The 13,560-nt window shown below is 57.2% G+C and carries 15 protein-coding genes; 8 read left to right on the top strand and 7 right to left on the bottom strand.

Annotation, left to right across the window (positions count from 1 at the left end; genetic code table 11):
• Window positions 1–702 precede the first annotated feature (702 nt).
• Entirely contained in the window at window positions 703–1,548 is an 846-nt protein-coding gene (locus CLV44_RS08050; RefSeq protein ID WP_106591602.1) for an SDR family oxidoreductase, read from the top strand.
• Window positions 1,549–1,776: 228 nt separating this feature from the next.
• Window positions 1,777–3,096 (top strand): methyl-accepting chemotaxis protein, encoded by a 1,320-nt coding sequence (locus CLV44_RS17640; protein ID WP_106591601.1) that lies wholly within the window; start codon window positions 1,777–1,779, stop codon window positions 3,094–3,096.
• Window positions 3,097–3,167: 71 nt separating this feature from the next.
• On the opposite strand, the gene gdhA is transcribed toward CLV44_RS17640, so the two are convergent.
• On the bottom strand, window positions 3,168–4,520 hold the full coding sequence (gene gdhA, locus CLV44_RS08040; protein ID WP_106591600.1) for an NADP-specific glutamate dehydrogenase: 1,353 nt from the start codon (window positions 4,518–4,520) through the stop codon (window positions 3,168–3,170).
• A 324-nt stretch (window positions 4,521–4,844) separates the two neighbouring features.
• Here gdhA and CLV44_RS08035 point away from each other — a divergent pair, with 324 nt between their 5' ends.
• The 3 genes from CLV44_RS08035 (at window position 4,845) to CLV44_RS08025 (ending at window position 6,076) form a co-directional block, all read left to right on the top strand.
• The gene (locus CLV44_RS08035; protein WP_106591599.1) at window positions 4,845–5,357 is read left to right on the top strand and encodes a disulfide bond formation protein B; all 513 of its coding nucleotides are present in this window, start codon (window positions 4,845–4,847) and stop codon (window positions 5,355–5,357) included.
• Window positions 5,358–5,417: 60 nt separating this feature from the next.
• On the top strand, window positions 5,418–5,624 hold the full coding sequence (locus CLV44_RS08030; RefSeq protein WP_106591598.1) for a hypothetical protein: 207 nt from the start codon (window positions 5,418–5,420) through the stop codon (window positions 5,622–5,624).
• 146 nt (window positions 5,625–5,770) lie between these two features.
• Window positions 5,771–6,076, top strand: a complete 306-nt coding sequence (locus CLV44_RS08025; RefSeq protein ID WP_106591597.1) for a c-type cytochrome — start codon at window positions 5,771–5,773, stop codon at window positions 6,074–6,076.
• 53 nt (window positions 6,077–6,129) lie between these two features.
• On the opposite strand, the gene CLV44_RS08020 is transcribed toward CLV44_RS08025, so the two are convergent.
• The gene (locus CLV44_RS08020) at window positions 6,130–7,059 is read right to left on the bottom strand and encodes a flagellar motor protein MotB (RefSeq protein ID WP_106591596.1); all 930 of its coding nucleotides are present in this window, start codon (window positions 7,057–7,059) and stop codon (window positions 6,130–6,132) included.
• An 11-nt stretch (window positions 7,060–7,070) separates the two neighbouring features.
• Window positions 7,071–7,829 (bottom strand): flagellar motor protein PomA, encoded by a 759-nt coding sequence (gene pomA / locus CLV44_RS08015; protein WP_106591595.1) that lies wholly within the window; start codon window positions 7,827–7,829, stop codon window positions 7,071–7,073.
• 181 nt (window positions 7,830–8,010) lie between these two features.
• On the opposite strand from pomA, the gene CLV44_RS08010 reads away from it, so the two are divergent.
• Genes CLV44_RS08010 through dxs form a run of 3 tightly spaced genes read left to right on the top strand, consistent with a single transcriptional unit; the run spans window position 8,011 to window position 10,951 of the window.
• Window positions 8,011–8,259 (top strand): exodeoxyribonuclease VII small subunit, encoded by a 249-nt coding sequence (locus CLV44_RS08010; protein ID WP_106591594.1) that lies wholly within the window; start codon window positions 8,011–8,013, stop codon window positions 8,257–8,259.
• Window positions 8,256–9,152, top strand: coding sequence for a polyprenyl synthetase family protein (locus CLV44_RS08005; RefSeq protein ID WP_106591593.1), 897 nt, complete (start codon window positions 8,256–8,258; stop codon window positions 9,150–9,152). Before CLV44_RS08010 ends, CLV44_RS08005 begins: the two co-directional genes overlap by 4 nt.
• Window positions 9,152–10,951 (top strand): 1-deoxy-D-xylulose-5-phosphate synthase, encoded by a 1,800-nt coding sequence (gene dxs, locus CLV44_RS08000; RefSeq protein ID WP_106591592.1) that lies wholly within the window; start codon window positions 9,152–9,154, stop codon window positions 10,949–10,951. Before CLV44_RS08005 ends, dxs begins: the two co-directional genes overlap by 1 nt.
• A 9-nt stretch (window positions 10,952–10,960) precedes the next feature.
• Here the strand turns inward: dxs and ribA are convergent, their stop codons facing one another.
• The 4 genes from ribA to nusB are packed head-to-tail and all read right to left on the bottom strand — an operon-like array spanning window position 10,961 to window position 13,560.
• Window positions 10,961–11,575: a GTP cyclohydrolase II gene (gene ribA / locus CLV44_RS07995; protein ID WP_106591591.1), complete on the bottom strand. Its 615-nt coding sequence runs from the start codon at window positions 11,573–11,575 to the stop codon at window positions 10,961–10,963.
• Between the two features lie 51 nt (window positions 11,576–11,626).
• Entirely contained in the window at window positions 11,627–12,103 is a 477-nt protein-coding gene (locus CLV44_RS07990; RefSeq protein WP_106591590.1) for a phosphatidylglycerophosphatase A family protein, read from the bottom strand.
• Window positions 12,100–13,065, bottom strand: a complete 966-nt coding sequence (gene thiL, locus CLV44_RS07985) for a thiamine-phosphate kinase (protein WP_245912641.1) — start codon at window positions 13,063–13,065, stop codon at window positions 12,100–12,102. Before thiL ends, CLV44_RS07990 begins: the two co-directional genes overlap by 4 nt.
• An 18-nt stretch (window positions 13,066–13,083) precedes the next feature.
• Window positions 13,084–13,560: a transcription antitermination factor NusB gene (gene nusB, locus CLV44_RS07980; RefSeq protein ID WP_106591589.1), complete on the bottom strand. Its 477-nt coding sequence runs from the start codon at window positions 13,558–13,560 to the stop codon at window positions 13,084–13,086.

The following is a 13,560-nucleotide window of genomic DNA, read 5'->3' as shown; positions in this document are numbered from 1 at the left end:
TATAGTGCTGGTACTTTTTCCTGGCCATCTTACACCTCCGCGTCAGGGGTAAACCTAACTATAGAAGGTGTCTACTGTTCGTGGGTAACTCGGACTGCTAACGGTGTAAAAGATGCAACCACCCCTTCAGCATCCCGGCCGCACGCCTGTAGTCAGTCGCTTTCAGGGTCTGTATATTGAGTGGCGCAAATGAGCCGAAGTCGTCGGCAATAAAGGATGTTTGCATATCAGGGAAGAACAATGAGCACATTGAAAACAACAGTCACAACGCTGGCATTGTCATGCGTATTGGCAAGCAATGCACATGCAGGTTTCAGACTGAACGACGGACGCGTCCTGATCAAAACCGGAGATCCGGTCGCAAAAATCCATCAGCACATAAAACCAACAAAAAGCTACTCGGGCAAAGTGTGCGCTAAACCCTCCGTCATGTCGTGCAGGCGGAAAGGCAGCACACACGGGCGTATATACGAATACGAAATCAAGAAAGTCACGTATGTAGTGCAAAGCAACAGCGGACAGATCACGTATATCGAATGGAAGTATTAGTCGTAAAGCATCCCCATGTCCACCGGGACACCCGAGCAACAAGGCATTGCCAACAGGGGGCGTCCGAGGCACCTGTTTCCACATCATCCTGATATCGTTGAATTCGTCACACTGCGGTGTGCATAACATCGACGGTCCTGAAAAGAGGCAAATGTGACGCAATCCATACTTATTACCGGCTGCTCTACCGGCATTGGTCAACACTGCGCTATCCGGCTGCGTGAATCCGGCTACCGTGTACTGGCAACCGTGCGTAATCCTGATGATGTGGTGGCGCTCGAAGCCATGGGGCTGGAAAGTTTCGTGCTTGATTTGAACTCCTCGGCATCGATCGAGCGGGGGGTCGCCCATGCGCTTGAGCTGACCGGCGGTCGGCTCGATGCGCTGTTCAACAATGGGGCTTACGGCCAGCCCGGCGCAGTGGAAGATTTGAGTCGGGGCGTATTGCGTGCCCAATTTGAAACCAATGTGTTTGGCTGGGTCGAACTGACCAATCGGGTATTGCCGATCATGCGCCAGCAGGGCAGCGGCCGTATCATCATGAACTCTTCCGTGCTCGGTCTCGTCGCCATGAAGTATCGCGGAGCTTACAACGCGTCCAAGTTCGCTATCGAAGGGATCACCGATACCTACCGTCAGGAACTTCGCGGCAGCGGTATCCATATCAGCCTGATCGAACCCGGGCCAATCAGCAGTGCTTTTCGACACAACGCACTGACAGCCTTCAAGCGCAATATCAACTATATACGCAGCGCGCATGCTCAGGTGTACGCCGGGGTGCTAAAACGCCTGGAGGGCGGTGACAAGCAGGACTCCAGCTTTACCCTCCCACCCGAGGCCGTGTTCAAAGCATTACAGCATGCACTGGAAAGCAAGCGCCCACGGCCACGCTACTATGTGACTGTGCCAACCTATTTGTTGGGCTATTTGCGCCGTGTCCTGCCGACGCGTTGGCTGGACCGGTTACTGGCCCGCGCGGCCGACAGCGAGAACCGTTGATCGCGGCCCGATCACACCTTGCCCGCTCAAGGTACTCATATTATCGGCGACAGCCACTGATCCGACAAACCTCACAATGACGTATGTCACCTTTTGATGACGAAATAAATGCATATATTAACCAATAATTTTAATATATGACTCTGTGTGCTTTGGTGTTTCCCCCACTCATTGCCCGAGCTTCCACAGATGCCTCCCCCAAAATAGCCGTAATACGGGACGTGTCACATGTTTGCACGCAAACTGAAGCAAGAATTATCGACCTCCAAGGAACAGCTGTTCGAAGCACATCAGTTGATTGATGCCATCCGCGACAATATGGCGATGATTGAGTTTACGCCTGATGGCAAGATTCTCACCGCCAACCTCTTGTTTCAGCAGGCCAGCGGCTACCGTGAAGATGAGCTGATCGGACAGCATCACAGCATGTTATGCACACGCAGCCTGACCCAAAGCCCCGCCTATACTCAGTTCTGGCGCGAATTGGCCCGAAATAAAAGTGTCAGCGACCGTTTCAACCGCCTGAACAAGAATGGCGACAGCATCTGGCTTGAAGCCAGCTACATGCCGGTAGTCGACATGAATGGCCGAGTCGTCAAGGTGATCAAGCTGGCCAAGGATATTACCGAGGCCGTTGAGGCCGAACAGCTGCATAAAAGCTTTCTTAATGCGATCAACCGCTCAATGGCCGTCATCGAATTCAACCTCGACGGTGAAGTGGTACGCGCCAACGACAACTTTCTCACAACCATGGGCTATGCAGCACACGAAATAGAAGGCCGTCACCACAGCTTATTCTGCGCTTCCGATTACACCGCAAGCACCGACTACAAACAGTTCTGGAAACGGCTGAATCAGGGCGAATACATTTCCGACATTTTTGAACGGGAAAGCCGGTCAGGCCAGGCTGTATGGCTACGTGCAACCTACAATCCCGTGTATAACGCACTGGGTGAGCTCTTTGGCGTCATCAAGATTGCCAGCAATATCACGCCCGAGGTCCTGCGCCGCAACGCAGAATCAGATGCGGCACAAATTGCCTATGAAACCGCACTGGAAACCGACAACAGCGCTGTGAATGGTGCGCGGGCGGTAGAGGAAACCGTCGAAATGGTGCGTAGCATTGAAACCCGTCTGAAGACCGTCTCTGACCAAGTGCTGGCACTCAACGAGCAGTCAGGCAAAATCGGCCGCATCGTAGCCGTCATTCAGGAAATTGCCGAGCAAACCAATCTCCTCGCCCTTAATGCTGCGATCGAAGCGGCACGTGCCGGTTCACAGGGACGAGGGTTTGCCGTGGTCGCGGATGAAGTACGCAACCTGGCACAACGCACCAGCCTGGCCACTGAAGAGATCAAGCAGGTCGTCGAACAGAATCGGCAATTAGCCTCCAATGCCGCCGATGAAACCCGCAGCAGCCAGGCCCAGATAGAACAGGGCGTGATCCTCGCGAACAAGACCGGTGCGGTCATGCTTGAAATTCGTGAAGAAGCTCAACGCGTCGTCGCCACCATCGGCCAGTTCACCGAGCAGGTCAAGGCCGACTGACATCTCCGCCAGCCGCCAACAAAAAAGCCCGCAGAACAATGCGGGCTTTTTTTGGACTTAACCGTGCAGGATCAGACTACGCCCTGCTCCAGCATGGCATCAGCCACCCGGCGGAAGCCGGCAATATTCGCACCCAACACCAAATTATAGGGCTGGTCGAATTCCTTCGCTGTCTCGCTGCAGCGAGTATAGATATCGGCCATGATCGCCTGCAGCTGCTGATCAACCTGCTCGAATGTCCAGTTCTGCATGCTCGCATTCTGGCTCATTTCCAACTGGCTGGTCGCCACGCCACCTGCATTTGCCGCCTTGCCCGGCCCGTAATGGATACGGTTGGCAATGAACAACTCCACCGCTTCCGGCGTTGACGGCATGTTGGCACCTTCACTGATACAGCGGCAACCATTGTCCAGCAGCACGCGCGCATCGGCTTCGGTCAGTTCGTTCTGAGTCGCACACGGGAAAGCCGCATCCGCCTTGTAACGCCATACCGCATGACCATCTTCCGGATAGGCTTCGGTCGGGGTGAATTCCGCGTGCGGGAATTCGTTCAGGTATTCACGCAGGGAGACGCGTTTCTCTTCCTTCAACACCTTCAGTGTTTCCAGATTGATGCCGTGGCTATCGTACAACGTGCCACTGGAATCAGAGCAGGTCACCGGACGTGCGCCCAGCTGGTACAACTTCTCGATGGTGTAGATCGCCACGTTACCGGCACCGGACACCAGGCAGGTTTTGCCATTGAGCGTGTCCGCATGCGCTTTCAGCATGTTATCGGCAAAGTAGACACAACCGTAACCGGTCGCTTCCTTACGCACCAGAGAACCACCCCAGAGCAGCCCCTTACCGGTCAGGACACCTTCGTAACGGCCCGTCAGGCGCTTGTACATGCCGAACATATAGCCGATCTCACGGGCTCCTACACCAATATCACCGGCCGGCACGTCGGTCGTCGGACCGATATGACGGTAGAGTTCGGTCATGTAGGACTGACAGAAACGCATGATTTCCTGGTCGGAACGGCCTTTCGGATCGAAATTGGCACCGCCCTTGCCACCGCCGATCGGCAGACCGGTCAGTGCATTTTTGAAAATCTGTTCAAAACCAAGGAATTTGATAATGCCAGCATTGACCGACGGGTGGAAGCGCAGTCCGCCCTTGTAAGGACCCAGTGCCGAGTTGAACTCGATACGGTAACCCTTGTTGATCTGTACCTTGCCCTGATCATCAACCCAAGGCACCCGGAACATGATCTGACGTTCAGGTTCTACCATGCGTTCGATGATACGATTGTCACTATAGTGAGGGCTCTGTTCCAACAATGGTTCCAGCGATTCAAGCACCTCTTCGACCGCTTGATAAAATTCGGTCTGTGCAGGGCTCGAGGCCATCAGGCCAGCGATGGTGTTGTGAATATAGGACATTAAGTACCTCAGACGATGAAGCGGATATTGGTCAGAACGGCGCGCAGACGGTACAAAGACCCTCTGCAGTCACAGTTGGATTCAGGCAGGATCTGACGAAAAGCAGGTGACCTGGATATGTTCTGACGCGACAAAGCTGACTAATAATAAAACACTACATTAGTGCATACAATGCACCAAATGTAAGCTATTAGACCTGATCGTGCCCTGTTTTAGTACTTTTCTGTTAAGCCCCAACTGCGCCAATCAGCATAAGACTTGCTCCACCGCAGGCATAAAGCTACTCTGGCAACTATATGATTTATAATTAAAAGAGGCTTGATAATGTTCTCTCTGCAGCTGCTGGGCTCACGTATTTATTGGCTGGTTTTGCTGATTGGCGCACTGCTGGCGGAGAGTGTCGCACTTTATTTCCAGTACGTGCTTGATTACGGACCCTGTGTTCTTTGTATCCATATACGCTTGTGGTTGTTTGCACTGATTTTGGTCGCACTTGCGGCGCTGCTGACGCCCCGCTGTCCGAAAGCACAGACCGGCTGTCATCTGCTGACCTTGATTATTGCACTGGGCTTCAGTGAACGCAGCTGGCGTACACTGGCAACCGAGCGTACCTGGATTGAAAGCGCCTGCTCTCTGGATTCGGGCTTGCCAACCTGGTTTACTCCAGAGCTGTGGTGGCCGTGGATGTTTGAAATCTGGGAGTCATGCGGTTATACCCCCGAAGTATTTGCCGGTTTTACCATGGCTGAGCTGCTGGCCGTCGCCGGTTCCCTGTTTGTAGTTCTGGCCGCCGCCGCAATGGGTGCCAACCTCGTCAAGAAAACAGCGCACAACTGACACCAGACCGTCACAATCTGCAGTTCATAATGGCGTCATGACACTAAAGAGGATGCCATTATGAGTTCGATTCGACTCACCGCTCAGCTGAAGCAGTTGCTGAACCGCGGTTACTCCATTGAAGATGTCCGCAACCTGGTTGCGGTGCCCCACGAAGTACTTGAGCAGGCCATTCGTGAACATCGCCTGCAGGAACGCTCACGCTGCCATGACCGCCTGCTGCAGGGGCAAGCCGAATTCGCCATGCGCCTTGGGCGCGCACGCTAGGTAAACCGCAGGACTTTCCTGAACGTAAACAGAGGGGCGGCAACATGCCGCACCTTCGTTCTATTTACATTTGTCCAATACCAAACCTAAACTCAGCGTATTGAGTATAATCAAGTGTAAGCCTGACCAAACAAAGGAAACCTGCAATGAAAAAATCACTGCTGATCGCCGCAGCTACCATGCTGCTGACTCCGGCTGCAGCCATGGCCGAGCGTTCCGGCGAAGAGGTATACAATACCAAGTGTGCGGTATGCCACGTTGCCGGCGTTGCTGGCGCACCCAAGTTCGGTGATGCTGCTGCCTGGGCGCCGCGGGCCGAGAAAGGTATCGACGCCTTGCTGGCCACTGCCATCACCGGCATCAATGCCATGCCGCCGAAAGGCACCTGCATGGACTGCTCCGATACTGAACTGAAAGTCGCTATCGAGTACATGCTGGACGCCGCCAAGTAAGTCGCTGCAATCGGCCGATGTAAAAAAACCGCCATCAGGCGGTTTTTTTATGCTCAGAACAGAACACCCGGGTCAATCGGCTCACCCTCGGTATCGCCCTCTTCTCGCGACTGCAGTTTTTCCAGTGCCTCCTCGGCATCACCCTTCTGGATAACAATTTCGACGCGGCGGTTACGGGCACGCAAGGCCGCTGTATTGTTCGGGCCCAAGGGGCGCGCTTCGGCATATCCGGTAATGCTGAAACGGGATTGATCAATCCGCCGGTCGGCAAACAGTTCATGCGCCACCGACAGCGCCCTGGCCGCGGACAGATCCCAGTTGGATTCAAAGCGACGGCCACCATAGGGCAGGTTATCCGTATGCCCTTCGATCGCCACCTTGCCGCTGATATCGAGCAACAGGTCCCGGATCTTGGCAATCACCGGAATATAGGCAAATTTGAGTTCTGCCGAGCCCGAGTCAAAGGCACCACGTTCCTTGACCCGGATGATGATGCGAGTGCCTTCGGTTTCCACCTCGATACTGCCTTCACCGATTTCAGCCGACAATGCCTCCGCCACTGCAATCGCCTGCTCTCGCGCTTCGGCTTCCTGCTCACGGCGCAGCTCTTCCAGCCCTTTGAGCTTATCCTCTACCTGCGCCTCGCCTTCAAGCGAGCGGATATCGAGGCTGTTCATGTCATTGTTGACCGTCATCTGCCGCACTTCATTCAACGGCGTCGGTTCAGGACGTCCAGGGCTGAACTCCTGAGCAATGATCGAGGTCCCCTTGGGAATATCCTCGACCTTGATCTGGGTCTGAACGCCGAAAGCCTCACGCATGGAACCGGCCAGCTGCTTGAACTTGAGCACATCCATCTCGGAAAAGGACAGCAGCAGAACGAAAAAGCACATCAACAGCGACATCAGGTCGGCAAAGGTCGCCATCCACATGGGCGCCCCTGCAGGAGGACATTTACACTTTTCTTCGTTCTCGTCACTCATTGCCGACTCCCTCAGCTTTCGGCAACGACGCGTTTGCCTTCAGGCAGATAATTGCGCAGCATTTGATCGATTACACGTGGGTTCTGCCCCGCCTGGATGGCCAGCAAACCGTCAATAACCAGGGCCTGATTGAGTGCTTCCTCGTCACGACGCACCTCCAGCTTGTCAGCCACCGGCAGTGCGAACATGTTGGCGATCATGGCTCCGTACAGTGTGGTCAGCAGTGCCACCGCCATTGCCGGACCGATCGATTTGGGGTCGGACATGTTGGACAGCATCTGTACCAGGCCCACCAGGGTGCCGATCATGCCCATCGCCGGGGCCACATCACCCATGGCTCGGAACAACTTGCTGCCGAAATCGTGGCGGTCGTAGGTCAGCCGAGCTTCCTTGTTCAGCAGCTGCTTGACCACCTCCGGATCGTGGCCATCCACCAACAGCTGAATGCCCCGCTGCATGAAGTCCAACGAGACCTGCTTGTCTTCCAGCGACAGCAATCCCCCTTTACGCGCCGCGTCGGCCAGATCAACAGTTTCCGCAATAATATCTTCCGGGTTCACTGACTTGAACATGAAGGCCTTGACCATCGCCTTGCCCGACCCCAGAAACTGGGCCAGCGTGAACTTCATCAACACCACCAGCAAGGTGCCGCCGACAACAATCAGGATTGAGGGAGGGTTAACAAAAACACCGATATCGCCGCCAAGTACCATAGCCGCGATGATGATACCAAAGGCCCCGATAAGACCAACGAGGGTAGCCAGATCCACTGATCGCTCCTGAATAGAATTTCCGACCGAATACACAGGCAAGATACAGCCGCTGCCCACCACGATAATACCAGAATAGAACGGGTGTTCATCCTCTTTACCGGGGTTTTTCCCGATGCCGGATTGACCGTTATCACACGGTTGGTTAACGTGAGCAGCCTAGAGGAGACAATACACCGCCATGGCACGCAAACCGAAAACACCGGACTTTGAACAGGCCCTGCAACAGCTTGAAGGGCTGGTCGAACAACTTGAACAGGGCGACCTGCCTATCGAAGACGCACTCAAGGCCTTCGAGGAGGGCATTCGACTGACCCGCGACTGTCAGGGCATCCTGCAACAGGCCGAACAGAAAGTGCAGCTGCTGACCGAACAGGACGGCGAAATAGAGGTGACCGATTTCCCAGGCAATGGAGCGCCATCGGCATGAACCGTCTCGCACAGCTGTTGCAGCAGCACCGTAACCAGGTCGAGCAGCAACTGGACCAGCTGATTAGTACGGCCGGCAGCATCGAACCCAGGCTTCAGCAGACCATGCGCCACGGTTTGCTCAATGGCGGCAAGCGCCTGCGCCCGGCACTTGTGTACCTGAGTCACCAGCTCTGCACCGGCCAACTCCCCAATGAGTTGACCAAACGCGCCGCCGTTGCCATCGAGTGCATCCACAGCTACTCACTGGTGCATGATGACCTGCCCGCCATGGATGACGATGACCTGCGCCGGGGCCAACCCACCTGTCATATCGCCTTCGATGAGGCCAGCGCCATTCTCGCCGGTGATGCGCTGCAATGCCTGGCCTTTGAACACCTCAGCGAACCGATCAACGGCTACCCCGCCGCCCTGCAGCTGCGCATGCTCAACACGCTTGCCCGCGCCAGTGGCGAACGCGGCATGGTCGCCGGTCAGGCATTCGACCTTGCTCATGTGGGCAAGCCGCTGACACTGGAACAGTTGCAAGCGATGCACGCCTGCAAGACCGGCGCGCTGATCACCGCCGCCGTCGAGCTCGGAGCACTGTCCGCCGGTACTGCCGGGGACGACAAACTGCCCGACCTGCGCCGTTACGGTGATCTGATCGGCCTCGCCTTCCAGATCCAGGATGATCTACTCGATATCGAAGGTGATACCGCTACCCTGGGTAAACCGCAAGGCTCCGACGCAGCACAGAACAAACCGACCTATCCGGCCCTGCTCGGCCTCGACGGTGCCCGCGCACGCCTGCAGCAGCTGCATGACGAAGCGATCGGGATACTGTCCACCTACGGTGACGATGCGGACGATCTGATCGCCCTGACCCATTACATCGTCAACCGTGATCACTGATGCTATTTCACCAGATCCCGACCCAACGTCCAGCCACGCCACTGCTGGATCAGGCCAATGAGCCGTCGGCACTGCGCAGGCTGTCACGTTCACAGCTGCCGCAACTGGCCCGCGAATTGCGCGCTTTTCTGCTCTACAGCGTCGGCCAGACCGGCGGCCATTTTGGTGCCGGTCTCGGTGTTGTCGAGCTGACCATCGCCCTGCACTACCTGCTGCACACACCGGACGATGACCTGATCTGGGATGTAGGCCACCAGAGTTATCCACACAAGATTCTCACCGGTCGCCGTGAGCAGATGCTGAGCATGCGCCAGGCCGGCGGACTTTCCCCCTTTCCCAAGCGCAGCGAAAGCCCGTTCGATACCTTTGGCACCGGCCACTCCAGCACTTCGATCTCGGCCGCACTGGGCATGGCGCTGGCGCACCGATTGCAGGGCCGTGACCGCCACAGCATAGCCGTAATCGGCGACGGTGCCATGACCGCTGGCATGGCGTTCGAAGCACTCAATCACGCTGCCCATACCGGTGCCAACCTGCTGGTTATCCTGAACGACAACGACATGTCGATTTCGCGTAACGAGGGCGGTCTGGCCAGCTACCTGGCCCGCAATCTGAAACAGAAAGCGGAAGGGACAGTCACCAGCACACTGTTTGAAGCCCTGGATTTCCACTACAGCGGACCGGTAGATGGCCATGACTTCAGCCTGCTGCTGCCGGCACTGGAGCAGGCACTGCAGCGCTCAGGGCCCCAGTTTCTGCATGTCATCACCCGCAAGGGCAAGAGTTTCGCCCCTGCCGAGGCCGACCCGGTGGGCTACCATGCCCTGACCAAGATCGATCCGGTCAGCCCGCACGCTACCGCCAGTGCCCCCAAACGTCCCAAGTACTGCAATGTATTCGGCCGCTGGCTATGCGCCACTGCTGCGGTGGATGACCGTTTGACCGGCATCACCCCGGCGATGCGCGAGGGATCGGATCTGGTCGCGTTTGCCGCGCGTTACCCCGAGCGTTATTTCGATGTTGCCATCGCCGAACAACATGCCGCCACACTCGCAGCAGGCCTCGCCTGTGGCGGCATGAAACCGGTACTGGCGATCTATTCCACCTTTCTGCAGCGGGCCTATGATCAGGTCGTTCACGATATCGCGACCCAGCAGCTGGACGTACTCATTGCCATCGACCGCGCCGGTCTGGTCGGCGAAGATGGCGCCACCCACGCCGGCTGTTTCGATATCGCCTATCTGCGCTGCCTGCCCGAAATGGTGGTGATGACGCCCGCCGACGAGCAGGAACTGGACGCCATGCTGACCCTGGGTTACCAGCACCCTGGCCCGGCTGCCGTTCGTTATCCACGCGGCAGTGCCGCTTTGCCTCAGGCAAAAGTCCCCACACCAGTGACGCTCGGCAACAGCCGTACGCTACGGGCAGGAAAGCAGGTTGCGCTACTCAACTTCGGCCCATTGCTGGCGGCGACGCAACAGGTGGCCGAGACCAACGATTACACGCTGGTGGATATGCGCTTCGTGAAACCACTGGATACAGCGGTGATCAATCGGATGGCGGCCGCACATGACCTGCTGGTGACGGTCGAGGACCATGCGCGACAGGGCGGAGCCGGATCAGCGGTGGTTGAGTATGCTCAGGATGCCGGACTGACAACCCCGGTATTGAGATTGGGGATTCCCGATTACTGGATTGCCCACGCCGGACGGGACGAACAACTGGCCGAATGCGGTTTGAATGCTGCCGGTATCGAGGCTTCGATCCGGCAGCGGCTGCAGGGTGACACAGAGGGCTAAGCCCGCTGTTTACTCGTCACCTTGCTTGAAATGGTGTTCGGTCATCATATGGCCGAGCTTGCCCATTTTGGTCTGCAGGTAATCTTCATTGTGGCGGTTCTTGCCCACCTGCAGCGGCACCCGTTCACTGACGTTGACGCCGTACTTCTCCAGCGCCGCCACCTTGCGCGGGTTATTGGTCATCAGCTTCACCGCCTTGATGCCCAAATGTTCCAACATCGGTTCGCACATGGTGTAGTCGCGCATGTCAGCGGCAAAACCAAGCTGTTCATTGGCTTCGACGGTATCGGCACCGCCATCCTGCAGGTGATACGCTTTGATCTTGTTCAGCAAGCCGATGCCACGGCCTTCCTGACGCAGATACAGCAGCACCCCCTTGCCCGCCTCGGCGATACGTTTGAGCGCCTCCTGCAACTGAAAACCGCAGTCGCAACGCAAACTGAACAACGCATCACCGGTCAGACACTCGGAGTGGATTCGAGCCAGCACCGGCTCGTCGCCGGCCACATCACCGAACACCAGAGCAACATGTTCCTTGCCGTTGGCCGGGTCTTCAAACCCCACCATGGTAAACACCCCCCAGGGGGTCGGCAGCCGTGAATCGGCTACATACTGTACTGACACCTTGGTCGTTCCTCTGTCACAGATTCGTTTCACGGGCACCGGGTGTGGTGGTTAACCCCACCACCACAGCAGGCCCTGCAACACCAGCGCGGCAAAAGCACCGGCCAGCACATCGTCAAGCATGATTCCCAATCCGCCATGTACCCGACGGTCAACCGGACCAATCGGCCAGGGCTTCCAGATGTCGAACAGGCGGAACAGGGCAAACCCGAGCAGCGCCCAGACCCAGTCCACCGGTACCGCAATCATGGTAATCCAGTAACCAACAAATTCATCCCAGACAATACCGCCGTGGTCATGCACACCCAGATCGCGTGACGTACGACCACAGAGCCATATTCCGATCACAAATGCGATCAGGGTCAGGCACAGATAGACCGGCAGGGTGGTTTGGGCCATCAGATACCAGAGCGGAACAGCTGCCAAAGTACCAACAGTACCCGGCGCTTTCGGCGCCGCACCGCTGCCCAGCCCAAACGCCAGGAAATGAATCGGGTTGCGCCAAACCGATGCCGGTGCCTTGTTCATGTCGACTCCTTGAAATGATCATAACCCCGTGCCAGCCCGTCAACCGGACAGCCATCGGCCGTCACAACCGTCAGTCCCGGCTCGGCGCAGAACCGACCGATATCGGTCAACGCAACACCGAGACGTTCGGCCACCGCCATGCATGCGGCAACGTCAGCAGGCGCAACCGCGAGGCACAGTTCAAAATCTTCACCACCAGACAGCGCCCATTCTTGAGCCTGTTGTGGATAACTATTCAACAGCGCGGCCGAACAGGGCACCTGATCCCGTTCGACTACCGCCCCTGCCGCCGATGCATCCAGCACATGCTGCAGATCAGCCAGCAGACCGTCGGAAATATCCAGCCCGGCCTGCAACCACGGACGCAGCTGTCGGGCCAACTCCACCCGGGGCTCAGGCCGGTAGAAGCGCTGCTGCAGCCAGTCCACATTCCTGTTGGATGGGGTCGGCTGCAACAGGGTTTCCAGTCCGCCACGGCTGTCGCCCAGCGTACCGGAGACCAGAATGCGATCCCCGGCGCGAGCACCACTGCGCAGCAACGCCTGGCCGGCCGGTACCCAGCCGTGAACCTGAGCACTCAGGGTCAGGCAGGGACCGCGCGTGGTATCACCGCCCACCAGGCTGATGCCCAGTTCGCGGGCACGGGTTGCCAGTGCCGCGGCAAAGGGTTCCAGCCATACGGGATCCGCCTGCGGCAGGGTCAGCGCCAGCGTCAGCCAGGCAGGTGTTGCGGCAGCAGCGGCCAGATCACTGACCGCCGCTCCCAGCAAACGCCAGGCGACCTGCTCAGGTGCCGTACCGGGCAGAAAATGCACGCCCTCAACCAGGGTATCGATCGACACCACCAACTGCTGCCCATCAGGCACCTGCAGCACGGCACAGTCGTCACCGATACCGGTGACCACTCCCGGACCCTGCGCTGCCTGCATGAAGCAGCGGCGGATCAGCTCAAATTCGCCCACGGTTAACCGGCATCAACTTCAGTTGCCTGAACGCCGTGCCCGGATCTCTTCTCCACGCACTCGCTGGGCCAGCTTGTCGAGAATACCGTTAACGTACTTGTGGCTCTCGGTCGCACCGAACACCTTGGCCAGCTCAACACTTTCGTTGATCGCCACGCGGTACGGTACCTGCAACCGATGAATCAGTTCGTAGGCACCGATACGCAGTACGCTCAGCTCGACCGGGTCCAGATCTGCCAACGGGCGATCCAGAAACGGACGGTACGCTTCGTCCAGTGTTTTGCTGCCGCTGGTCACACCACGCAGCAGTTCACAGAACAGCTTGATATCCGTCGCGCTCATGTCGTTGTCGACACGGAACTGGGCTTCGATCTCGTTGACCAGCTGTCCTGCCACGGACCACTGATACAGTGCCTGCAACGCAAAGCTGCGGGCGTTGCGGCGCATTTCGGTCAGGCTCGGCTTGCCCTTTTTACGCGGAGTCGTGTCGTTCAT

Source organism: Marinobacterium halophilum (assembly GCF_003014615.1).
GTDB classification, from domain to species: domain Bacteria; phylum Pseudomonadota; class Gammaproteobacteria; order Pseudomonadales; family Balneatricaceae; genus Marinobacterium; species Marinobacterium halophilum.
This window is presented reverse-complemented; position numbering and strand designations above follow the sequence as displayed.